At 69.3% G+C, this 20,978-nt stretch carries 21 protein-coding genes; 9 read left to right on the top strand and 12 right to left on the bottom strand.

All coding sequences use genetic code 11. The features are described from left to right. Nucleotides 1–4: 4 nt before the first annotated feature. From P1J78_RS02125 to guaA, 5 genes are all read right to left on the bottom strand, one after another. Entirely contained in the window at nucleotides 5–853 is an 849-nt protein-coding gene (locus tag P1J78_RS02125; RefSeq protein ID WP_275565704.1) for a DMT family transporter, read from the bottom strand. Between the two features lie 32 nt (nucleotides 854–885). After that, nucleotides 886–1,227, bottom strand: coding sequence for a hypothetical protein (locus tag P1J78_RS02130; RefSeq protein ID WP_275565662.1), 342 nt, complete (start codon nucleotides 1,225–1,227; stop codon nucleotides 886–888). Between the two features lie 165 nt (nucleotides 1,228–1,392). Beyond that, nucleotides 1,393–2,016: a COG3650 family protein gene (locus tag P1J78_RS02135; protein ID WP_275565663.1), complete on the bottom strand. Its 624-nt coding sequence runs from the start codon at nucleotides 2,014–2,016 to the stop codon at nucleotides 1,393–1,395. Between the two features lie 63 nt (nucleotides 2,017–2,079). Beyond that, nucleotides 2,080–2,775 (bottom strand): hypothetical protein, encoded by a 696-nt coding sequence (locus tag P1J78_RS02140; RefSeq protein ID WP_275565664.1) that lies wholly within the window; start codon nucleotides 2,773–2,775, stop codon nucleotides 2,080–2,082. Then, on the bottom strand, nucleotides 2,772–4,349 hold the full coding sequence (guaA, locus tag P1J78_RS02145) for a glutamine-hydrolyzing GMP synthase (protein WP_275565665.1): 1,578 nt from the start codon (nucleotides 4,347–4,349) through the stop codon (nucleotides 2,772–2,774). The genes P1J78_RS02140 and guaA overlap by 4 nt, the downstream gene beginning before the upstream one ends. A gap of 167 nt (nucleotides 4,350–4,516) precedes the next feature. Here guaA and P1J78_RS02150 point away from each other — a divergent pair, with 167 nt between their 5' ends. After that, complete coding sequence (locus P1J78_RS02150; RefSeq protein WP_275565666.1) at nucleotides 4,517–6,061, top strand: trimethylamine methyltransferase family protein; 1,545 nt, start codon at nucleotides 4,517–4,519, stop codon at nucleotides 6,059–6,061. Here the strand turns inward: P1J78_RS02150 and P1J78_RS02155 are convergent. Continuing rightward, complete coding sequence (locus P1J78_RS02155) at nucleotides 6,054–6,395, bottom strand: DUF6477 family protein (protein WP_275565667.1); 342 nt, start codon at nucleotides 6,393–6,395, stop codon at nucleotides 6,054–6,056. The two genes, P1J78_RS02150 and P1J78_RS02155, sit on opposite strands and share 8 nt — an antisense overlap. A 262-nt stretch (nucleotides 6,396–6,657) precedes the next feature. Here P1J78_RS02155 and P1J78_RS02160 point away from each other — a divergent pair, with 262 nt between their 5' ends. Further along, on the top strand, nucleotides 6,658–7,782 hold the full coding sequence (locus P1J78_RS02160; RefSeq protein ID WP_275565668.1) for a DUF6456 domain-containing protein: 1,125 nt from the start codon (nucleotides 6,658–6,660) through the stop codon (nucleotides 7,780–7,782). Nucleotides 7,783–7,971: 189 nt separating this feature from the next. Then, a complete protein-coding gene (gene lipA, locus P1J78_RS02165) occupies nucleotides 7,972–8,922 on the top strand; it encodes a lipoyl synthase (RefSeq protein WP_275565669.1) in 951 nt (316 codons plus the stop codon). Between the two features lie 87 nt (nucleotides 8,923–9,009). On the opposite strand, the gene mnmA is transcribed toward lipA, so the two are convergent. Further along, the gene (gene mnmA, locus P1J78_RS02170) at nucleotides 9,010–10,146 is read right to left on the bottom strand and encodes a tRNA 2-thiouridine(34) synthase MnmA (protein ID WP_275565670.1); all 1,137 of its coding nucleotides are present in this window, start codon (nucleotides 10,144–10,146) and stop codon (nucleotides 9,010–9,012) included. Between the two features lie 124 nt (nucleotides 10,147–10,270). Here mnmA and sciP point away from each other — a divergent pair, with 124 nt between their 5' ends. The 5 genes from sciP to P1J78_RS02195 all read left to right on the top strand — a co-directional run bounded on the left by sciP (nucleotide 10,271) and on the right by P1J78_RS02195 (nucleotide 16,165). Next, nucleotides 10,271–10,543 (top strand): CtrA inhibitor SciP, encoded by a 273-nt coding sequence (sciP, locus tag P1J78_RS02175; RefSeq protein WP_275565671.1) that lies wholly within the window; start codon nucleotides 10,271–10,273, stop codon nucleotides 10,541–10,543. 245 nt (nucleotides 10,544–10,788) lie between these two features. Beyond that, nucleotides 10,789–11,502, top strand: a complete 714-nt coding sequence (gene ctrA / locus P1J78_RS02180) for a response regulator transcription factor CtrA (RefSeq protein WP_275565672.1) — start codon at nucleotides 10,789–10,791, stop codon at nucleotides 11,500–11,502. Nucleotides 11,503–11,596: 94 nt separating this feature from the next. Beyond that, a complete protein-coding gene (ligA, locus tag P1J78_RS02185) occupies nucleotides 11,597–13,858 on the top strand; it encodes an NAD-dependent DNA ligase LigA (RefSeq protein WP_275565673.1) in 2,262 nt (753 codons plus the stop codon). Beyond that, on the top strand, nucleotides 13,855–15,945 hold the full coding sequence (gene recG / locus P1J78_RS02190) for an ATP-dependent DNA helicase RecG (protein WP_275565674.1): 2,091 nt from the start codon (nucleotides 13,855–13,857) through the stop codon (nucleotides 15,943–15,945). Before ligA ends, recG begins: the two co-directional genes overlap by 4 nt. 97 nt (nucleotides 15,946–16,042) lie before the next feature. After that, complete coding sequence (locus tag P1J78_RS02195; RefSeq protein ID WP_275565675.1) at nucleotides 16,043–16,165, top strand: hypothetical protein; 123 nt, start codon at nucleotides 16,043–16,045, stop codon at nucleotides 16,163–16,165. Between the two features lie 288 nt (nucleotides 16,166–16,453). Here the strand turns inward: P1J78_RS02195 and P1J78_RS02200 are convergent, their stop codons facing one another. Next, a complete protein-coding gene (locus tag P1J78_RS02200; RefSeq protein ID WP_275565676.1) occupies nucleotides 16,454–16,903 on the bottom strand; it encodes an iron-sulfur cluster assembly scaffold protein in 450 nt (149 codons plus the stop codon). A 64-nt stretch (nucleotides 16,904–16,967) separates the two neighbouring features. Here P1J78_RS02200 and hisI point away from each other — a divergent pair, with 64 nt between their 5' ends. Then, nucleotides 16,968–17,327, top strand: a complete 360-nt coding sequence (gene hisI / locus P1J78_RS02205) for a phosphoribosyl-AMP cyclohydrolase (protein WP_275565677.1) — start codon at nucleotides 16,968–16,970, stop codon at nucleotides 17,325–17,327. 51 nt (nucleotides 17,328–17,378) lie between these two features. Here the strand turns inward: hisI and gluQRS are convergent, their stop codons facing one another. The 4 genes from gluQRS to P1J78_RS02225 form a co-directional block, all read right to left on the bottom strand. Beyond that, nucleotides 17,379–18,230 (bottom strand): tRNA glutamyl-Q(34) synthetase GluQRS, encoded by an 852-nt coding sequence (gene gluQRS, locus P1J78_RS02210; protein WP_275565678.1) that lies wholly within the window; start codon nucleotides 18,228–18,230, stop codon nucleotides 17,379–17,381. Next, on the bottom strand, nucleotides 18,227–18,841 hold the full coding sequence (locus tag P1J78_RS02215; RefSeq protein ID WP_275565679.1) for a class I SAM-dependent DNA methyltransferase: 615 nt from the start codon (nucleotides 18,839–18,841) through the stop codon (nucleotides 18,227–18,229). Before P1J78_RS02215 ends, gluQRS begins: the two co-directional genes overlap by 4 nt. Nucleotides 18,842–19,018: 177 nt before the next feature. Then, nucleotides 19,019–20,371 (bottom strand): methylenetetrahydrofolate--tRNA-(uracil(54)-C(5))-methyltransferase (FADH(2)-oxidizing) TrmFO, encoded by a 1,353-nt coding sequence (trmFO, locus tag P1J78_RS02220; RefSeq protein ID WP_275565680.1) that lies wholly within the window; start codon nucleotides 20,369–20,371, stop codon nucleotides 19,019–19,021. Between the two features lie 62 nt (nucleotides 20,372–20,433). Continuing rightward, nucleotides 20,434–20,964, bottom strand: coding sequence for a hypothetical protein (locus tag P1J78_RS02225; RefSeq protein ID WP_275565681.1), 531 nt, complete (start codon nucleotides 20,962–20,964; stop codon nucleotides 20,434–20,436). Nucleotides 20,965–20,978 lie beyond the last annotated feature (14 nt).

Here is a 20,978-nt window from a genome sequence, read left to right on the forward strand (position 1 = left end):
TGTGTCACGGATGACGGATCGGCGGGGGCCGCGTTTCGCTGCGGATGTTGATCCAGTTGGCGCCGAAGATCACCGCCGCGCCGGCCAGCACCTGCCATTGCAGCGGCTCGGCATAGAGCGCCATGCCCACCAGGGCGATGATCGGCAGGCGGGCGAAGTCGATGGGCATGACGACCGATGCGGGGGCCAGCGACAGCGCGGTGGTCAGGCAGAAATGCGCCAGCAGCCCGGCGCAGCCGACGAGCACCAGCCAGGGCAGGGTGGCCAGCGTCGGCAGCGCGATGTCGGCATCGGCGCCGGCGCAGACGAAGCCGAAGACGGCCTGCATCACGGTGAGGTAGAACAGGATGCAGGTGATCGTTTCGGTGCGCGTCAGCAGGCGGGTGAAGATCGCCGAGCCCGCGAAGCCCACCGCCGCGCCCGCCGCCGCGATCAGGCCGGGGCCGATATCGACGCCGCCGAAGGGGCGAGCGACGAAGAGGATGCCGACGAACCCCAGCGCGGCGGCCAGGGCGCGGGTGCGGGTCAGTTTCTCGCCCAGGACCAGCGGCGCCAGCAGCGTCACCCAGAGCGGCGAGGTGAACTCCAGCGCGAAGACCTGCGCCAGCGGCGCCGTGGCGAGGGCGAAGAACCACAGGTTCTGGCCAGCGAAGTGGCTGACGTTGCGGATCAGGTGGATGTGCAGCGACCGCCGGGTGATCTGCTGCAGCGTGCCGGCGGAGGCCGCCACCGCGAGCACGATCAACAGGCCGACGAGCGAGCGGTAGGCCATGATCTCGAACGTGTCGTGATAGGCCGACAGTTCCCGCCCGGCGATCGCCATCGAGGTGAAGGAGACGATGGCGCCGATCATCCAGACGGCGGCGCGCAGGGGGTGGTTCTGGCTCACGGCGCCGCCTCGCAGCAACCGGCGAGCAGGATCGGCGTCTGCCCGCGCTGGGTGAAGACGCGGGCGCGGTAGGGCGCGTCGCCGCAGGGGGCCCGCTCGATCAGAAGGATGGCGGTGTCGCGGTCGCCGATCAGGGTGAAGGCGCGGGGCCAGGCGCGGCCTTCGGCGGCGGTTTCGTGCCTCACCTGCATCTCGGTGGCATAGGCGAGGTGGAAGGCGGCCGTGTCGGCGCCGAGCGTCAGGGTCCAGCCCGGCGCGTCGCCATTACAGACGAAGGTCTCCTGCGCAAGCGCAGGCGCGGCGGCGAGCGCCAGGCAGGCGGCGACGATGCGCTTCACGGCTCCTCCCGATGTCCCATGCTGCCGGACCGGATTAGGGGATCGGGCGGCCGAGGAAAAGGCCCGCCGGGACGCGCGACGGGGCGAAGCACGATTTTCCAGAAAATCGTGCCGCGCAGGATTTTCTGGAAAATCCTGTACGGTCGAGCCGGGCCTGCCGCCCGGTCAGTTGCTGCCGGCCTCCAGCGGCAGCGAACAGCAGCCGGCGAGGAAGCGGCGGCCCTGGCCGGTCTCCAGAAACAGGGTCAGCGAATAGGGATAGTCCCGGTCGCTCATCCCGTCGCCGCACAGCGCGGGCTGGATCGTGGCGAGCACGCCGGCGCCCGTGGTGCTGAGGCTGAGGGCCACGGGGAACTGCGCCAGCCCCTCGGCCACGCGGGCGTTCGTGAGGTTCAGGCTCAGGTTGGTGCCGGAGATGTCGGAATAGACGCCGCTCGTGCCCGAGAGGTTGAGGCCCCAGAACGGCTCGGTCCCGCCGCATTGCAGCCCGGCGGGAAGGGCCGTGTCGGCGATGGCGGGCAGGTCCTGCGGGGCGAGGAAATGCATGGAGATCCAGGCGTTGCCCTCCTGCCAGACGATGCGGCCCCAGTCGCCCGAGGCGTCGGTGACGATCACCTCGATCCCCTCGGCATTCGGCGGCAGGTCGCCGATATCGGCGCTGCTGGCCGACGGTTCGGCACGGACGTTGAGCGTGTCGTCGGCGGCGACGCCGGTGACGCGGTAATAGGCGGGCTGGGCCTGCACCGCGGCGGCGGCCAGCAGGAAGGCGGCAGTTGCAAGGAATTTCATGCTTTTGTCTCCGATTCTTAAAGTTCTTCGGCACAAGTATAGCGTGTGGCGCGCGGGCTGTCGTCAGCCGGCCTCCAGCCGCGCGCGCACCTGCTCCGGCGTGATGCGGCGGGCGCGGTCGGCGGGGGACTGCGGAACCTCTTCGATCCGGCCGTCGAACCCGGGCGGCCGGCGGTAGCGGACCCCGAGCCGATCCAGGGCCTCCGTCAGCACCCCGAGGTCGGAGGCGAGCGCGTCCAGCTCCAGCACCGCGACGCGGTCCGGAAAGCGGGCGGCGAGGTCGGACCAGAAGGCGTAATAGGCCTCGTAGTCCCGCACCAGCGGACCGAGTTCCGCGAGCGCCGCCTCGGGCTCGGGCGGGAACCAGCCCATGCGCAGGCCCCAGTTGCAGGCGGAGGCGAGCCAGGCCGTGCGGTCCTTCTGCATCACCACATGCGCGCAGTCCGGCCTGTACCGCGCGGCGCGGTTCAGATGCTCGACATCCGTCACGACGAGGTCGTTGTCGAATTGCCGGCGCAGGAAGGCCGGGATCGCGGACTTGTCGGCATACCAGCGGAAGTGCTTGTGGCGCGGGTCGTCGCGTGGCAGCGGGACGACCTGGTTCACCGGCCGCACGCGCATGCGGCGCAGGCAGGCGTCGGCATAGTTCGTGCCGCTGCGCTGAATGCCGTGGAGCGCGAGGGGGGCGGAGCCTCGCGGCTGCGTCAGATAGGCATGGGCCAGCTTCGCCGCGTGGGTTATGCGGCGCAGCGGGGTCATTCCCACTCGATGGTGCCCGGCGGCTTCGAGGTGATGTCGTAGGTGACGCGGTTGATCCCCGTCACCTCGTTGATGATGCGGTTGGCCGTCTCGCCCAGGAACTCGTGGGAGAACGGGTAGTAGTCGGCCGTCATCCCGTCGACCGAGGTGACCGCGCGCAGCGCGCAGGCATAGTCGTAGGTGCGCCCGTCGCCCATCACGCCGACGGTGCGCACGGGCAGGAGCGCGACGAAGGCCTGCCAGATTTCGTCGTAAAGCCCGTGCTGGCGGATCTGGTCGATATAGACCGCGTCGGCGCGGCGCAGGATGTCGAGCTTGTCGCGGGTGATCTCGCCCGGGCAGCGGATCGCGAGGCCGGGGCCGGGGAACGGATGGCGGCCGATGAAGCGCTCGTCGAGGCCCAGCTCCTCGCCCAGCTTGCGCACCTCGTCCTTGAACAGCTCGCGCAGCGGCTCGACGAGCTTCAGCCCCATCTTCTCCGGCAGGCCGCCCACGTTGTGATGCGACTTGATGGTGACCGAGGGGCCGCCGGCGAAGCTGACCGATTCGATGACGTCGGGATAAAGCGTGCCCTGGGCGAGGAACTCGGCGCCGCCGATCTCGCCCGCGTGCTTCTGGAACACGTCGATGAACAGCCGGCCGATGGTCTTGCGCTTCTCTTCGGGGTCGCTGACGCCTTCGAGCTCGCCCAGGAACAGCTCAGCCTCGTCGGCATGGATCAGCGGGATGTTGTAGTGGTCGCGGAACAGCGTGACGACCTCTTCGGCCTCGCCCTGGCGCATCAGGCCGTGGTCGACGAAGACGCAGGTGAGCTGGTCGCCGATGGCCTCGTGGATCAGCACGGCGGCGACCGAGCTGTCGACGCCGCCCGAGAGGCCGCAGATCACCTTAGCGTCGCCGACCTGGGCGCGGATCTTCTCGATCGCCTCTTCCTTGTAGGCGGCCATCGTCCAGTCGCCGTTGAACCCCGCGAGCCGGGTGAAGTTCTGCAGGATCAGCCGGCCGTTGGGCGTATGGTGCACCTCGGGGTGGAACTGGACGGCGAAGAACTGGCGCTCGGGGTCGGAGACGATGGCGAAGGGGGCGTTCTGCGAGGTGCCGATGACCTCGAAGCCGGGGGCGAGTTCCGTCACCCGGTCGCCGTGGCTCATCCAGACCTCTTCCTTGCCGTGGTCGAACAGGCCGCGGAAGATGCGGTCGGAGCTGTGCCCGCCGGCGGGCAGCACGAAGGCGCGGCCGAATTCGCGGTGATGGCCGCTTTCCACGCGGCCGCCCAGCTGGTGCATCATCGCCTGCTGGCCGTAGCAGATGCCGAGGACCGGCACGCCCAGGTCGTAGACCTCGGGCGGGGGCAGGGGCGCGCCCTCGTCCAGAACGCTGGCCGGGCCGCCCGACAGGATCACGGCGCGCGGGGCGAAGTCCTGCAGAAAGGCGTTGTCCACCGCCTGGAAGGGGTGGATCTCGCAATAGACCTTCGCCTCGCGCAGGCGGCGGGCGATGAGCTGCGTCACCTGGCTGCCGAAGTCGACGATCAGCAGGCGCTGGTGATGCTCGGGGATCGGGTCGCGGGTCATGCGTGGGCAATAGGCAAGCGCTGCGGCGGGCGCAAGGCCCAGGCTGCCCGGCCGGCGCCCCGGTTCATTCATCGCAGATGTCGCTTTCGCGACTCAGACGCCGCAAACCGTAGCAAATTGTCAGCACCGAACCGCTATGACCCGCGGAAAGAGATCGGAGGTCCGCGATGGCAGAGGCAGCGACACGGCGCAGGGGACGGGGCGGCGGCGGAGCCGCGCGGCGAGCGGAGCGGACCTCCGCCCGGATCGAGGTTGCGCGGTTCATCGAGCGCAACATCCCGAACTACGAGATTCTGGACGACGAGGCGATCGCGGTCATCGAGCGCAATGCCGAGACGGTGCTGGAAGAGATCGGGGTGAACTTCGTCGAGAACCCCGCCGCGCTGGAGCGCTGGCGCGAGGCCGGCGCCGACGTGCAGGGCGAGCGGGTGCACATCCCGCGCGGGCTGGCGCGACAGCTATGCGCCACCGCGCCGTCGCAATTCACGCAAGTGGCGCGCAACCCCGAGAAATCGGTGGAGATCGGCGGCCGGAACCTGGTGCTGGCGCCGGTCTACGGGCCGCCCTTCATCAACGACCTGGACAACGTGCGCCGCTATGCCACGATCGAGGATTTCCGAAATTTCGTGAAGCTCGGCTACATGTCGAAATGGCTGCACCATTCTGGCGGCACCGTCTGCGAGCCGACGGATGTGGCCGTGAACAAGCGGCATCTCGACATGCTGCACGCCCATATGACGCTGTCGGACAAGCCGTTCATGGGCTCCGTGACAGAGCCCAGCCGGGCGCGCGATTCGGTGGAGATGTGCGAGATCCTGTTCGGGCCGGACTTCGTGCAGGACAACACGGTGATGACCTCGCTCATCAACATCAACTCGCCCTTGACCTTCGACGCGACGATGATGGGCGCGCTGGAGGTCTATGCCGCGGCGAACCAGGCGGCGATCATCTCGCCCTTCATCGTGGGCGGCGCGATGGCGCCGGTGTCGGTGGCGGGGACGCTGACGCAGGTGCTGGCCGAGGTGATGGCGGGCGTGGCCTATTCGCAGCTGGTGCGCCCCGGGGCGCCGGTGATCTTCGGCGCCTTCGTCACCTCGATCGACATGAATTCCGGCGCGCCGACCTTCGGCACGCCCGAGGCCGCGCAGATCACTTATGGCGCGGGGCAGCTGGCGCGGCGGCTGGGGCTGCCGTTCCGCTCGGCCGGGTCGTTCACCGGCTCGAAGCTCGCCGATGCGCAGGCGGCCTACGAGACCGCCAATTCGCTGAACATGGGGCTTTTGGCGGGCGTGAACTTCATGCTGCACGCCTGCGGCTGGATGGAGGGCGGGCTCGTCGCCTCGTTCCGCAAGTTCGTGATGGATGCCGACCAGCTGGGCGCGCTGCACAAGCTGGCGCAGGGGGTGCCGATCGACGAAGAATCGCAGGCGATGGACGCGCTGCGCGAGGTGGGGCCGGGCGGCCACTATCTGGGCTGCGGCCACACCCAGCGCAATTTCAAGACCGCCTTCTGGCGCAGCGAGATCTTCGACTACAAGCCCTACGAGACCTGGGTCGAGGAAGGCGCGCGCGACACCCGCAGCTATGCCTGGGACCGGGTGACGAAGCTTCTGGGCGACTACCAGCAGCCGGACCTCGACCCCGGCATCGCCGAGGCGCTGAACGACTATATCGCGCGCAAGAAGGCGCAGATGCCGGACAGCTTCACCTGATCCCGGCCGCGCGCAGCGGCGGCGGGGCGGTCGCCGCGCGCTCGCTGCGCGCGGCCTCCGAGGACAGGGTGCGCGCCTCGGCGATCAGCGCGACCAGAATCTCGATATGCCGGGCCGGGCTGTAGGTCGCCTCGCGCGCAAGGCGGGCCGCCTCCTGCATCTCTTCGGCCAGCAGCAGCGACTGCACCGCGCGGCGCGGTGCGGGAAGCGCGCCGCCGCCGGTCAGCCGGCGCAAGGTCTTCTCACGGTTGTATTCCGTGAGCCCGTGGCGCACCGCGGCGAGCAGGAGGCGGGGGCGGCGCAGCGCGCTGACGAGATGCAGGAGTTCGGACATGGTCGGCCTCTTTTTCCGTGTTGACGGAGCAGAGACTGCAGCCGACCGGGGCGATGTTGCGCGAGAACGCCGCCGGTCCGTGCCGTTAGGGATATGTTCACGTCTTGGGGACAGTCTTCGATGACTGTGGGCAATATTAACGAAATGGAAACGAATTCCACCACAAGTTGTTAAGGCTTCGGCCGCCCGGCCGTTTGCGGGGGACAGATGCAGGCGCCGGGCCCAGGACCAAGCGAGCGAACCGTCAGGGGCATCATTCATGATGACGGCACAATTTGGGGACATCGGGGGACACCCATTTCCCGCATGGGTACCGGACCATGTGCGCCACTACCTGGTGCACACGGAATGCGGACAGTCGATTCGGGCGCTGGCGCGCGCCGCCGGCTGCCACGCCTCGACCGTGCTGCGCCAGATCCGGCGCAACGAGACCCGTCGCGACGATCCGCTCGTGGACATGGCGTTCGACCGGCTGGCAGCCGCCGCGCTTCGGACGCCGATCAGCTCACGTGAGGAGACCCAGTATATGAAGATGGAACGGCGCATCGAGAAACGGGACTGGCCCGATGACGACAAGATCAATGCCGAGGCCAGGCGAATCCTGCGCCGGCTGGCCGAGCCCGACGCGGTGCTGGCCGTGGCACCGGGGATGGACAAGGCGGTCGTGGTCCGCGAGACGGCCGACGGGCGCAGCGTGCGCACCGCCGTGATGGATGCCGAGATCGCCGAGGCCTTCGCGCTGAAGGACTGGATCGAGGGGCAGTCCAAGGGCCGGATCGCGCGCTATCGGCTGACCCAGGCGGGCCGGTCGGCGCTGAAGCGCCTGATCGCCGAGGCGGATGCCGCCCAGGCCGGTTTCGCCGAGGCGCCGCAGGCCTTCACCGACCAGCACCGCGACTACGGCAGCCGGCCGGTGGCCCCCGACGGCGGCGGGCGCGGGCGGCGCATCCGCTACAACGCCAACGAAAGCCCGGTGATCGCGCTGGCGCGGCGCAAGGACAAGGACGGCACGCCGTTCCTGAGCCCCGACCTGGTGAGCGCCGGCGAGCGGCTGCGCGAGGATTTCGAGCTGGCGCAGTTGGGGCCGCGCGTGGCGCAGAACTGGGACCGGTTCCTGACCGGCGGCGACCGCGGCGGGTTCAACCCAGCGGGCGGCGGCCGCGGCTCGGAGGGGGCGCGCGACCGGGTGGCCGCGGCGCTGCGCGATCTGGGGCCCGGGCTGGGCGACGTGGTGCTGCGCTGCTGCTGTTTCCTGGAAGGCCTGGAGCAGGCGGAGAAGCGGATGGGCTGGTCGGCGCGCTCGGGCAAGATCGTGCTGAAGATCGCGCTGCAACGGCTGAAGCGGCATTACGCGGGGCTGGGCGCCGAGGCGGACATGATCGGCTAGGGGCGGCAGGCTATGGCGTAGCAAGGGGCGGCCGTCCGGGCGCGGGCGCCGTCGTCTTGTGCAAGGCCCGCCCCAACTGATACGGCTGATACGAGTGCATAGCCGTCATGCAGAGTGCTGAAAGTGACGTGAAGTCCATTCGATCTTCCGGAAAAATGCGCTATGGGTTCCGGGGAGTGAGGAGACGACATGCGCGACTTGAAGATCCCCGATCAGCGCCACCCGGAAAAGGCGCACCGCCCCGACAACGATCAGCCGCGGAAACCCGACTGGATCCGCGTGAAGGCGCCGACGTCGAAGGGCTATTCCGAGACCCGCGAGATCATGCGGACCCACAAGCTGACGACGGTCTGCGAAGAGGCGGGCTGTCCGAATGTGGGCGAATGCTGGTCCCAGGGCCACGCGACCATGATGATCATGGGCGAGATCTGCACCCGCGGCTGCACCTTCTGCAACGTGGCGACCGGCCGGCCCGAGGCGCTGGACGTGTTCGAGCCGGGCCGCGTGGCGGACGCCGTCAAGAAGCTCGGCCTGAACCACGTGGTCATCACCTCGGTCGACCGCGACGATGTGGAGGACGGCGGCGCGGAGCATTTCGCGATGACCATCCGCGCGATCCGCAAGCAGGCACCGGGGACGACCATCGAGATCCTGACGCCGGATTTCCTGAAATGCGACCCGTCGGTGCTGGAGGTGGTGGTCGCGGCGAAGCCGGACGTGTTCAACCACAACCTGGAGACGGTGCCGGGGCTGTATCCCAGCGTGCGGCCGGGGGCGCGGTATTTCCATTCGCTGCGCCTGCTGCAGCGGGTGAAGGAGCTGGACCCCGCGATGTTCACCAAGTCCGGCATCATGGTCGGCCTGGGCGAGCGGGCCGAGGAGGTCCGCCAGGTGATGGACGACATGCGCGCGGCGGATGTGGATTTCCTGACCATCGGCCAGTACCTGCAGCCGACGCCCAAGCATCACCGCGTCGACCGCTTCGTGACGCCCGACGAGTTCGCGGGCTACGAGAAATCGGCCTATGGCAAGGGGTTCCTGATGGTCTCGGCCACGCCGCTGACGCGGTCGAGCTATCACGCGGGCGACGATTTCGCGCGGCTGCGCGCGGCGCGGGAGGCCAAGCTGGGCATCGTCTGAACCCCGGGGGTCGGCGGAGGAACAGGCCGGCCGGGGCCGGCCGGCCTTTCCGGCCCGTCCGGTTCTCCGCCGGCAGCCGGCCGGGTCTCAGCCTTTCCGAATCCATCCGCCCCCGAAGACCCGCGAGCCTTCCGGCGCGTAGAACACGCAGGCCTGCCCGGGCGACACGCCTTCCTCGGGCGTCAGAAGCTCCACTTCGGCCTCGGTCTCGGACAGCGGTCGCACGACCGCCTCGCGCGGCGGCCGGGTCGAGCGCAGCTTGACCGCCAGCGGCCATTCCGCCCGGCTCGTGAACGGCGCGTCGCCCAGCCAGTTGACTTCCGCCACCGGCACCGTGCGCGTCGCCAGCATCTCGCGCGGGCCCACCACCACGCGGCGGTTCTCCACGTCGAGCCGGACCACGTAGAGCGGCTCGTCCAGCCCGCCGATGCCCAGACCCCGGCGCTGGCCGATGGTGTAGTGGATCACGCCCGGATGCGCGCCCAGCACCCGGCCGTCGGCATGCACGATCTCGCCCGGCTCGGCGGCGCCGGGCCGCAGCTTCTCGATCACGCCGGCATAGTTGCCGTCCGGCACGAAGCAGATGTCCTGGCTGTCGGGCTTGTCCGCCACGCCCAGCCCGTGCTTCGCCGCCAGCGCCCGCGTCGCCTCCTTCGACTCCAGATGCCCCAGCGGAAAGCGCAGGAAGTCCAGCTGCTCCGGCGTGGTGGAGAACAGAAAGTAGCTCTGGTCGCGCGCCGGATCGGCCGCCCGGTGCAGCTCCGCCCCGGCATCGCCCAGCTTGCGCTGGATGTAATGCCCCGTCGCCATGCAGTCGGCGTCGAGATCCTTCGCCGTCTCCAGCAGATCCTTGAACTTCACCCGCTCGTTGCAGCGGATGCAGGGCACCGGCGTGGCGCCGGCCAGGTAGCTGTCGGCGAACTCGTCGATCACGGCGTCGCGGAAGATGTTCTCGTAATCCAGCACGTAATGCGGAAAGCCCATCTCCTCGGCCACCCGCCGCGCGTCGTGGATGTCGATCCCGGCGCAGCAGGCGCCCTTCTTGGCCAGCGCCGCGCCGTGGTCATAGAGCTGAAGCGTCACGCCGACCACGTCGTAGCCCTCGCGCGCCAGCTCGGCCGCGACGACGGACGAATCCACGCCGCCGGACATCGCCACGACGACACGGGTGTCGGCCGGTGCCTTGGCAAGGCCCAGCGAGTTCAGATGTCCGTCCAGCGCCATCGCGCCCTCCTGTTCGGGATCGCCGGGAATATAGGAAAATGCGAGACACTCGCAAGGCCCCCCTTCACCGCAAATTAAGCCAATCCGGCCAACGTCGCCGCGTCATATCTGAGGGGACCTGACGATGTACTTACGCAAGGTGGACGGTCCGCGCACCGTTACATTGCCGGACGGTACGACGATGAGCCGGGCGGATCTGCCCGCGCCGGACACCCGGCGCTGGGTGGCCAGCCGCAAGGCCGCGGTGGTGCGCGGGGTGGCATCGGGGCTGATCGCGCGCGAGGAAGCGCTGCAGATCTACGGGCTGAGCGACGACGAGTTCGAATCCTGGGTGATGGCGGTGCAACGCCACGGCGAAGCCGCGCTGAAGGCCACGTCGCTGCAGAGATACCGCTGACGGATCGACGCCACGGCCGCGGGGCCGAAGACACGCGCGCCCGGACCGTCCCGTGCCGGCGCGGCGCCAAGTCCTTCTTCGGATAAAAGTCCCGGCACATTCTATCGAAAATAAGTTTCTGAGAGTGCAATACTTTTTGCGAAATGCGGGACGCTGTGTCAGCATCCCTTCCACTGGTAACCAGTGATTAACCTTTCTTCTGCAAGGTCGGACACAACGGAAGGGTTGAGAGCGGAGTATCTCGAATGCGTGTTCTTTTGGTTGAAGACGATCCGGCGACCTCGCGCAGCATCGAACTGATGCTGTCGCATGCCAATCTCAACGTCTACGCCACCGATCTGGGCGAGGAGGGGATCGATCTTGCCAAGCTCTACGATTACGATCTGATCCTGCTCGATCTGAACCTTCCCGACATGAACGGCCACGACGTGCTGCGCCAGCTGCGCATCGCGCGCGTCGACACGCCGATCCTGATCCTGACCGGGGCCGACGATACCGAGAACAAGCTGAAAGGCTTCGGCTTCGGCGCCGACGACTACCTGACGAAGCCCTTTCACCGCGAGGAACTGGTCGCCCGCATCCACGCGATCATCCGCCGGTCCAAGGGGCATTCGCAGTCGGTCATCCGCACCGGCGTGATCGAGGTGAACCTCGACGCCAAGACGGTGGAGGTCAGCGGCAAGCCGGTTCACCTCACGGGCAAGGAATACCAGATGCTGGAACTTCTGAGCCTGCGCAAGGGCACGACGCTGACCAAGGAGATGTTCCTCAACCATCTCTATGGCGGCATGGACGAGCCGGAACTCAAGATCATCGACGTGTTCATCTGCAAGCTGCGCAAGAAACTCAGCCAGGCCACGGGCGGCGAGAACTATATCGAGACGGTCTGGGGCCGCGGCTATGTGCTGCGCGACCCCGAGCCGGGCGAGATGACCGACCAGATCGCCATCGGCGCCTGACGCCAAAGGACGGGGCGGCGGCCCCACGCGCGGGCTGGACCTCTTCGGGGTGCGCTCCTATCAAGTCGGAGGGCATCCTGGGAGGCTTGGGCGCGTGGCCGACGACAAACCGGTATCCGAACTGACCGAGGCCGAGGCGGCGCAGGAACTCGCCTCGCTCGCCGATGCGCTGGCGCGCGCCAACCGGGCGTACCATACCGAGGACGCGCCGGAGATATCGGACGCCGAATACGATGCGCTGAAACGGCGCAACGCCGAGATCGAGGCGGCCTTTCCGGCACTGAAACGGTCCGACAGCCCGTCCGAGCAGGTCGGCGGTCCGGTGGCCGAGACCTTCGCCAAGGTCACGCATGCCGTCCGGATGATGTCGCTGGCCAACGCCTTCGCCGACGGCGACGTCGCCGATTTCAACGACACCGTGCGCCGGTATCTCGGGATGGGCGAGGACGCCCCGGGCCTGGCCTATACCGCCGAGCCGAAGATCGACGGGCTGTCGCTGTCGCTGCGCTACGAGGGCGGGCGGCTGGTGCAGGCGGCCACGCGCGGCGACGGCGAGACCGGCGAGAACGTCACCGCCAACGCCCGGACCATCGAGGACATCCCCGAGCGGCTGTCCGGCGCCCCCGACGTGCTGGAGGTGCGCGGCGAGGTCTATATGAGCCATGCCGATTTCGCCACGCTCAACGCGCGCCAGGAAGAGCAGGGCGGCAAGACCTTCGCCAACCCGCGCAACGCCGCCGCCGGCTCCTTGCGCCAGCTGGATTCCCGGATCACCGCCGCCCGCCCGCTGCGCTTTTTCGCCTATGCCTGGGGCGAGATCAGCGACGCGCTGGCGGACACGCAGATGGGCGCCATCGAGCGGCTGTCGGAGCTGGGGTTCCAGACCAACCCGCTGACCCGGCTCTGCGAGGGGCTGGACGAGATGCTGGCGCATTACGCCGAGATCGAGGCGCAGCGCGCCACGCTCGGCTATGATATCGACGGCGTCGTCTACAAGGTCAACGACCTGGAGCTGCAGCGGCGGCTCGGCTACCGCTCCACCACGCCCCGCTGGGCCATCGCGCACAAGTTCCCGGCGGAACTCGCCTGGACCCGGCTGGAGAAGATCGAGATCCAGGTCGGCCGCACCGGCGCGCTCAGCCCGGTGGCGCGGCTGACGCCAGTGACGGTGGGCGGCGTCGTCGTCTCCAACGCGACGCTGCACAACGAGGACTACATCGCCGGCCGCGACGCCCGCGGCGCGCCGATCCGCGACGGCAAGGACATCCGCGAGGGCGACTGGGTGCAGGTCTATCGCGCCGGCGACGTGATCCCGAAAGTGGCCGATGTGGACCTGTCCGAGCGGCCCGACGGCGCGGAACCCTACGACTTCCCGACCGAGTGCCCCGAATGCGGCTCCGAAGCGGTGCGCGAGGAGGGCGACGCGGTGCGGCGCTGCACCGGCGGGCTGGTCTGCCCGGCGCAGGCGGTGGAGAAGCTGAAGCATTTCGTCAGCCGCGCCGCCTTCGACATCGAGGGGCTGGGCGCGCGGCAGATCGAGATGTTCTACCGCGACGACACGCTGCCGATCCGCGAGCCGGCCGACATCTTCACGCTGGAACGGCGCGACGCGCAGAACGTGGCCAAGCTGAAAAACCGCGAGGGCTATGGCGAGAAAAGCGCGAAGAACCTGTTCGAAGCGATTGACGAGAAACGACAAATCGAGCTGAACCGCCTGATCTTCGCGCTCGGGATCCGGCATGTGGGCGAGGTGGCCTCGGCCGATCTCGCGCGGCATTTCGGCAGTTGGGAGGCGTTCGCGAGCGCGGTCGACGCGGCCGGCCCGGCGGCGCAGCGCTACCTGCAGGCCGAGGCGGCGGTGACCGCCGAGCGCCAGCGCGCCGCCGAAGAGGGCCGCCGCGCCGAGATCGCCGCGACGCGCGACAGGATATGGGCCGAGGAGCCGCCGGTGCCGGAGGACGCCCGCGCCGCCTGGGACGACCTCGTCGGCATCGACGGGATCGGCACGACCGTCGCCGTTTCGCTCGTCACCACCTTCCACCAGGAGGCCGAGCGCGCCTCGATCGACCGGCTGGTGGCGGAGCTGGACGTGCAGGACGTCGAGGCGCCCGACACCTCGGACAGCCCCGTGGCGGGCAAGACCGTCGTCTTCACCGGCAGCCTGGAAAAGATGACCCGCGCCGAGGCCAAGGCGCGGGCCGAGGCGCTGGGGGCCAAGGTCTCGGGCTCGGTCTCGGGCAAGACCGACCTGCTGGTCGCGGGGCCGGGCGCCGGGTCGAAGGCGAAGAAGGCGGCGGAGCTGGGCGTGGAGACCATCGACGAGGATGCCTGGCTGACGCTGATCGGCGACGCATGAGCACCCGGCCCGAGCCCCTGTTCCCGCTCTTCGCCGGGATCGACACGCTGGACGGTGTCGGGCCGAAGGTGGCCAAGGCGCTGGAGAAGATCGACGTCACCAAGCCGCGCGACCTGATCTTCACGCTGCCCTATAGCGGCATCGACCGCCGCCGGCGCGGGTCGATCCAGGGCGTCGAGCTGCCCGCGACGATGACCGTCGAGGTGGAGGTCGGCCGCCACCTGCCGCCCGCCACCAAGACCCGGCCCTACCGGGTGGAGGTGCGCGACGCGCAGACGACCTTTCAGCTGGTCTTCTTCCATGCCCGCGGCGACTGGCTGAAGCGGCAGCTGCCGACGGGGCAGCGGCGCATCGTGTCGGGCAAGGTGGAGCTTTTCGACGGGATCGGCCAGATGGTGCATCCCGACCATATCCTGCCGCCCGACGAGGCCGACGACATCCCGAATTTCGAGCCGGTCTATCCCCTGACCGCCGGCGTCACGCAGCGGGTCATGTATCGCGCGGTGCAAAGCGCGCTGGCCCGCCTGCCGGAGCCGGAGGAGTGGATCGACGGGCCGCTGCGCGCGCAGGAGGGCTGGCCGCACTGGCGCGCGGCGGTGGAGGCGGCGCATCATCCGCTGAGCCTGGACGAACTGTCGCCCACCGCGCCGGCGCGGCAGCGGCTGGCCTATGACGAGCTCTTGGCGCATCAGCTGACCCTCGCGCTGGCCCGGAGCGCGCTGCGCAAGGGCAAGGGGATCGAGACCCACGGCGATGGAAGATTGCGCCGCAAGGTGTTGTCCTCGCTGCCGTATTCGCCGACCGGCGCGCAGGAGCGGGCGCTGGAGGAGATCGCCGCCGACATGGGCCGGGCGCAGCGGATGAACCGGCTCTTGCAGGGCGACGTGGGCGCGGGCAAGACGCTGGTCGCGCTGATGGCGCTCTTGGTCGCGGTGGAGGCCGGCGGGCAGGGCGTGATGATGGCGCCGACCGAGATCCTCGCCCGGCAGCACCTGGAGGGGCTGCGGCCGCTGGCGGAGGCGGCGGGCGTGGTGCTTGAGCTGCTGACCGGGCGCGACAAGGGGGGCGAGCGGGCGGCGAAGCTGGCGGCGCTGAAGGCCGGCGACATCCAGATCCTCGTGGGCACCCATGCCGTCTTCAGCCGCGACGTGGCGTTCCACGACCTGCGGCTGGCGGTGATCGACGAACAGCACCGGTTCGGCGTGGCGCAGCGGATGGAATTGGGCGCGAAGGGGCGCGCGGTGGACGTGCTGGTGATGACGGCCACGCCGATCCCGCGCTCGCTGAGCCTGGCGCAATACGGCGACATGGACGTCTCGGTGCTGGACGAGAAACCGCCGGGGCGCAAGCCGATTGCGACGGTCCTCGTTTCGGCCGGGCGGATGGACGAGGTGGTGGACCGGCTGCGCCACGCGATCGGCGAGGGGCGGCAGTGCTACTGGGTCTGTCCGCTGGTCGAGGAGAGCGAGACGCTCGACATGACCGCCGCCGAGGACCGGTTCAGGCAGCTGCGCGCGGCGCTCGGCGAAGGTCACGTGGGGCTGGTCCACGGCCAGATGCCGCCGCGCGACAAGGATGCGGCGATGGCGCGCTTCGTGGCGGGCGAGTCCGCGGTGCTGGTCTCGACGACCGTCATCGAGGTGGGGGTCAACGTGCCCAACGCCTCGATCATGGTGATCGAGCGGGCCGAGAGCTTTGGCCTGGCGCAGCTGCACCAGCTGCGCGGGCGCGTCGGGCGGGGCGAGGCGGCCTCGACCTGCCTGCTGATGTACCAGCCACCGCTGTCCGACGGCGGGCGCCGCCGGCTGGAGGTCCTGCGCGAGACCGAGGACGGCTTCCGCATCGCCGAGGAGGACCTGGCGATGCGCGGCGCGGGCGACCTGATCGGCACGGCGCAATCCGGGCTGCCGAAGTTCCGGGTGGCGGACCTGGAGCGACAGTCGGCGCTGATGGCGCTGGCGCAATCGGATGCGCGGCGCCTTTTGGCCGACGACCCGACGCTGGAGAGCGACCGGGGCAAGGCGGCGCGGATGCTCCTGTGGCTGATGGAGCAGGAGAAGGCGATTCGCCTGATTTCAGTGGGTTAGCGCCGCGACCCCGCTCTGTTCGCAAATGTTCCTAAAAAGTTCTTTACAATTCGAACCGAATTTGAGAACAAAGGGGCAACAGAGAGGACCGACGCCCATGATGACCGAATTGAAAGAGATCCTGTCCCGCTCCTCGGCCACCCTGCTTCAGGATGCGGCCGGCGCTGCCGCGCTTGTCCTGATGCTGATCGTGGGGCTGAACCTGCCGGGTCTCGTCTGATCTGCCTGCGTCCTGTCATCCGCCGGAGCTGCGCGCTCGTGTCCCCAAACTGAAGCGCGCGCTACCTGTCCCTGGTTCGGGTCTGCCTCACTGTCCCGGGCTCCGGTTGCCTGAATGAACAGACGCCCCTGACCGCCGCCTCCTTGTCCCGGGAGTGCGGCGGTTTTTTTTGTTGCGCCGCGCTGCGCGCGTCGCGGTGGCCGCCAACAGGTGGGACGGCGCGCCTGATCGGGGTCAGGGCGGAAGGGAGGGGCGGGATTTGCGTATTTGGAACGAGAAGAAGCCCGGTCAGGCGCAGGCGGAGTTCTCGGCCTCGGCGAAGGCTTCGGCGGCGGCGTCGAGCGTCAGCATGATCGAGGCGTGGCGGTTCTTGAAGTCGCGGGCGGGCAGCAGCACCTCGAGCCCGTCGAAAGGGGCGTCCGGAACGGGGCCGTCGGATTTCAGCATCGCCTTGAGCTGGTCGCGCGCGGTCTCGACCTGGGCACGGGTCGTGCCGAGGATGTTGGCGCCGACCACGGCGGCGGCGGCCTGGCCGAGGGCGCAGGCCTTCACGTCCTGGGCGAAGTCGGCGATGCGGCCGTTTTCGGTGACCAGGTCGACCGTGACGGTGGAGCCGCAGAGGGGCGAGCGTTTCTTGACCGAGGCCTGGGGAGCGTCGAGGCGGCCGGTCCGGGGGATGTCGGCGGCCAGTTCCAGGATGCGGCCCGAGTAGAGCTTGATGAGATCGCTGTCGCTCATGGCTTTTCCCTCTGCATGAGTTCCCCTATTTAGGGCGGCGCTGGCCGCGTGGGAAGGAATAATCATGGTATTCGATCCGGGCAGGTTGAAATTCGACGATCGGGGGCTCGTGCCCGTCATCGCGCAGGAGGCGGAGACGGGGGAGGTGCTGATGCTGGCGTGGATGAACGAAGAGGCCGTGGGGCGGACGCTGGAGAGCGGGCGGGTGACCTATTGGTCGCGCTCGCGGGGCGATTTCTGGGTGAAGGGAGAAACCTCGGGGCACGTGCAGGAATTGGTGGAGATGCGGGTGGATTGCGACCGGGATTGCCTGCTGGTGCTGGTCCGGCAGGTGGGGCCGGCGTGTCATACGAACCGGCGGAGCTGTTTCTACACGGCCGTCCGGGACGGGGAGGACGTGGAGATCATGGCGCCGATGGTGTGAGTGTCCGAGGTTGGACGGGGGGCCAAGTCTTTGGTTTCGTTATAGATAGCGCTAACTGTCCGTGGTCAGTCCGCGGAGGTCCGAGGGGCTGAGCCCGGCCGCGCGATAGCTGCGGATGGCGCGGGCGTCGTCGCGCTTGGCCAGCCGCTTGCCGGTCTCGTCGCGGATCAGGCGGTGGTGGTAATAGGCCGGCACCGGCAGGTCCAAGAGCGCCTGGAGCAGGACGTGGATGCGGGTCGCGGCGAACAGGTCGTCGCCGCGCACCACCTCGGTGATCGCCTGGGCGGCGTCGTCCACCACGACCGAGAGGTGATAGGAGGTGCCCATCTCCTTGCGCGCCAGGATCACGTCGCCGATGCCGTGGATCACGTCCTCGGGAGCGATGGCGTGGCGGCCTTCGTGGAGCGGCCCTTTTTCGTCGAAAAAGGGGGCCGCGCCGAGATGGTCGAGCGCGGCGCGGATGTCGAGGCGGATGGCGTCGGTCGGGCCGGCGCCGGCCATCGGGCGGCCGCGGCAGGTGCCGGGATAGACCAGGCCGTCGGGGCCCTGGACCGGCGCGCCCTCCTGCGGCGCCGAAAGCGCGGCGCGGATGTCGCCGCGGGTGCAGCTGCAGGGATAGCACAGCCCCATCGCGATCAGCCGGTCGAGCGCGGCGCGGTAGGCGGGCATCCGGTCGGACTGCCGCATCACCGGCTCGGGCCAGGCGAGGCCCAGCCAGTGCAGATCCTCGAAGATCATCGCCTCGTAGGACGCGCGCGAGCGGTCGCGGTCGATATCCTCGATGCGCAGCAGGAAGGTGCCGCCCTGCGCGGCGGCGCGGTCGAACGCGGTCAGCGCCGAGAAGGCGTGGCCGAGATGCAGAAGCCCGGTGGGCGAGGGGGCGAAGCGGGTGGCGTAGCTCACGCCTTCTCGAACACGTAGACCGTGGAGCCGAGACCGATGCCGGGCAGATGCTCGCCATGCTCTTCGAAGAGCTGATGCGCGACGCCGTCGGCCGTCCAGGCGCGCAAGCGGTGCGTATAGGCGTCGTCCGTCAGCGTGTGATCGTTGAAGCTGAAGGCGAAGAGGCCGCCGGGCGCGAGCTGTCCCATCAAGAGATCCAGCGTGTCGGGCGGCGCGGCGCCGGCGCCGACCACGCCGGTGGCGACGATCGCCAGATAGGCGCCGGGGTCGAAGGGCAGGTCGGAGCCGGGATGCACCTGCCAGAGATCGCGGTAGATGCCCTTTTCGCGGGCGCCGGCCAGCATGTCGGCGGAGAGATCGGCGCCGTCGACCACGGTAAAGCCCTGCTGCAAGAGCGCCGCGCCGGACAGCCCGGTGCCGCAGCCGAAATCGAGGATCGGGCGGTCCATGTTGCGAATCTGCGCCGCCAGCGCGCGGGCGACGCGGACCGGCGTGGCATAGCCGTTGTCCAGCACCTCGTCGTCGTAGCTGTCGGCCCAGCGGTCGTAGAGCGCCCGGGTCTCCTCCGGGGTTTGAACGTTGTAGACCTTGTCGAGATATTTTTGCGTCATGAAGGGAAGTTAGGGGCTCGGGCGGCGCGCGTCCAGCGGATCGGCCGGTCCGGGGCCGGTTTTCATGGCGGCGGCGCGGGCGGCGGGGGCGGATCTCCGGCCCGGCATCGGTGCCTGTGGCGCCGTCGGCCCCCTCCCTGGCCCTCCCCCTGCAAAGGGGAGGGGAGCGCGCTGCTCTCAGGCCGCGGCGGCGTCGGCGGCGGTGAGCCAGCCGGTCCAGGCGGCCTTGGCGCGGTCGGTATAGGCCTTGTAGCGGGCGGGGCGGTTGCGGCGCCCGCCTTTCAGGTCCACCGGCGGGAACAGGCCGAAATTGACGTTCATCGGCTGGAAGGTCTTGGCCTCCGCGCCGCCGGTGATGTGGTGAATGAGCGCGCCCATCGCGGTTTCCGGCGGCGGCGGCGGCAGCGGGTGGCCGCGGATCTCGGCCGCGGCGAGACGGCCCGCGAGCAGGCCCATGGCGGCGGATTCGACATAGCCCTCGACCCCGGTGATCTGCCCGGCGAAGCGGATGTTGGGGCGCGAGCGCAGGCGCATCCGGTCGTCGAGCAGCGTGGGCGAATTCAGGAAGGTGTTGCGGTGGATGCCGCCGAGGCGGGCGAAGCGGGCCTGTTCCAGCCCGGGAATCATCCGGAAGACATCCGCCTGCGCGCCGTACTTCATCTTGGTCTGGAAGCCGACGATGTTGAACAGCGTCCCCAGCGCGTTGTCGCGGCGCAGCTGCACGATGGCGTGCGGCTTGATGTCGGGCTGGTGCGGGTTGGTCAGGCCCACGGGCTTCATCGGGCCGTGGCGCAGGGTTTCGCGGCCGCGTTCGGCCATCACCTCGATCGGCAGGCAGCCGTCGAAGTATTTCGCCGTCTCGCCCTCGTGGAACGCGGTCTTGTCGGCGGCGATCAGCGCGTCGATGAACGCCTCGTAGGTGGGTTTGTCCATCGGGCAGTTGAGGTAGGCGGTGCGCTCCTCTTCGGTCTCGCCCTTGTCGTAGCGGGACTGGAACCACGCCTTTTCCATGTCGATCGAGTCGGCATAGACGATGGGCGCGATGGCGTCGAAGAAGGCCAGCGCCTCGGCCCCGGTCTCGGCGCGGATCGCCTCGGCCAGGGCGCCGGAGGTGAGCGGGCCGGTGGCGACGATCCAGTGACCGTCGGCGGGCAGGGCGGTGATCTCGCCCTCTTCCACGGTGACGTTCGGGTGGGCGCGCAGGCGCGCGGTCACCGCCTCGGCGAAGGGGTCGCGGTCGACGGCGAGCGCGCCGCCCGCGGGCAGGCGGTGGGCGTCGGCCATCTCCATCACCAGGCCGCCGGCGGCGCGCATTTCCCAGTGCAGAAGGCCCACGGCGTTCTGTTCGTCGTCGTCCGAGCGGAACGAGTTCGAGCAGACCATCTCGGCCAGCTGGCCGGTCCTGTGGGCGAAGGTGCCGACCTTGGGCCGCATCTCGTGCAGGGTGACGGGGATGCCGGCATTGGCGGCCTGCCAGGCGGCCTCAGACCCGGCCATGCCGCCGCCGACGATGTGGAGCGTTTGTGTCATGGCCCCGATCTAGAGGGTGATCGGGGCGCTGGGAAGCGGTCGCGTGGAAATTTTCGCGCGGCTCAGGCGGTGGGGCTGTCGCTGTCCCACAGGTCGGCGAACAGGTTGCGCCGGGGGCTGGCGGGCGCCTCGGCCGCGTCCGGGCGGGGGGTGTCGGCGCCTTCGCCCGGGGCGACCCGGCGCGGCGCGACCAAGGCGCGGTGCAGGGGCCGGGGTTCGGCGAGGCCGGCGGCCAGCAGGGCGAAGAGAAGGACGATGTCGATCCGCGCGATCTCCAGCGTTCCGGGCAGGCCGGGCGCGGCGGCGGCGAGGGGGCCGGTGGTGAGGACATAGGCGGCCAGCAGCAAGGCGGCCGGCCGGACGCCGAGCCGCAGCGTCAGGGCCAGGGCCGTGATCGCGAGATAGACGGCGGTGGCGTTGCGCGCGGCGGTGTCGGGCAGAAGCCCGTCCAGGAGCGGCGCGCCGGCATTGGAGGTGGCGAGCGTGACGGCGGTGGCCAGGAAGAAGGCGCCGGTCACGACGCGGATCAGGGCCGCGATGGCGCGGGTCGGCCTGTCGAGGATGGCGGCCGTTTGGCTGACGGTCATGGTCATGTGATCTCCCCCGC

Origin of the sequence: Psychromarinibacter sediminicola, from assembly GCF_029168335.1 — a bacterium.
Classification (GTDB): Bacteria; Pseudomonadota; Alphaproteobacteria; order Rhodobacterales; family Rhodobacteraceae; genus Psychromarinibacter; species Psychromarinibacter sediminicola.

Bases quoted from the DNA above. Each gene is read 5' to 3' on its own strand.
- P1J78_RS02125 (WP_275565704.1), bottom strand. From the start codon at position 853: ATGATCGGCGCCATCGTCTCCTTCACCTCGATGGCGATCGCCGGGCGG.
- P1J78_RS02135 (WP_275565663.1), bottom strand. From the start codon at position 2,016: ATGAAATTCCTTGCAACTGCCGCCTTCCTGCTGGCCGCCGCCGCGGTG.
- P1J78_RS02140 (WP_275565664.1), bottom strand. From the start codon at position 2,775: ATGACCCCGCTGCGCCGCATAACCCACGCGGCGAAGCTGGCCCATGCC.
- guaA (WP_275565665.1), bottom strand. From the start codon at position 4,349: ATGACCCGCGACCCGATCCCCGAGCATCACCAGCGCCTGCTGATCGTC.
- P1J78_RS02150 (WP_275565666.1), top strand. From the start codon at position 4,517: ATGGCAGAGGCAGCGACACGGCGCAGGGGACGGGGCGGCGGCGGAGCC.
- P1J78_RS02155 (WP_275565667.1), bottom strand. From the start codon at position 6,395: ATGTCCGAACTCCTGCATCTCGTCAGCGCGCTGCGCCGCCCCCGCCTC.
- P1J78_RS02160 (WP_275565668.1), top strand. From the start codon at position 6,658: ATGACGGCACAATTTGGGGACATCGGGGGACACCCATTTCCCGCATGG.
- lipA (WP_275565669.1), top strand. From the start codon at position 7,972: ATGCGCGACTTGAAGATCCCCGATCAGCGCCACCCGGAAAAGGCGCAC.
- mnmA (WP_275565670.1), bottom strand. From the start codon at position 10,146: ATGGCGCTGGACGGACATCTGAACTCGCTGGGCCTTGCCAAGGCACCG.
- sciP (WP_275565671.1), top strand. From the start codon at position 10,271: ATGTACTTACGCAAGGTGGACGGTCCGCGCACCGTTACATTGCCGGAC.
- ctrA (WP_275565672.1), top strand. From the start codon at position 10,789: ATGCGTGTTCTTTTGGTTGAAGACGATCCGGCGACCTCGCGCAGCATC.
- recG (WP_275565674.1), top strand. From the start codon at position 13,855: ATGAGCACCCGGCCCGAGCCCCTGTTCCCGCTCTTCGCCGGGATCGAC.
- P1J78_RS02195 (WP_275565675.1), top strand. From the start codon at position 16,043: ATGATGACCGAATTGAAAGAGATCCTGTCCCGCTCCTCGGCCACCCTG.
- P1J78_RS02200 (WP_275565676.1), bottom strand. From the start codon at position 16,903: ATGAGCGACAGCGATCTCATCAAGCTCTACTCGGGCCGCATCCTGGAA.
- hisI (WP_275565677.1), top strand. From the start codon at position 16,968: ATGGTATTCGATCCGGGCAGGTTGAAATTCGACGATCGGGGGCTCGTG.
- P1J78_RS02215 (WP_275565679.1), bottom strand. From the start codon at position 18,841: ATGACGCAAAAATATCTCGACAAGGTCTACAACGTTCAAACCCCGGAG.
- trmFO (WP_275565680.1), bottom strand. From the start codon at position 20,371: ATGACACAAACGCTCCACATCGTCGGCGGCGGCATGGCCGGGTCTGAG.
- P1J78_RS02225 (WP_275565681.1), bottom strand. From the start codon at position 20,964: ATGACCATGACCGTCAGCCAAACGGCCGCCATCCTCGACAGGCCGACC.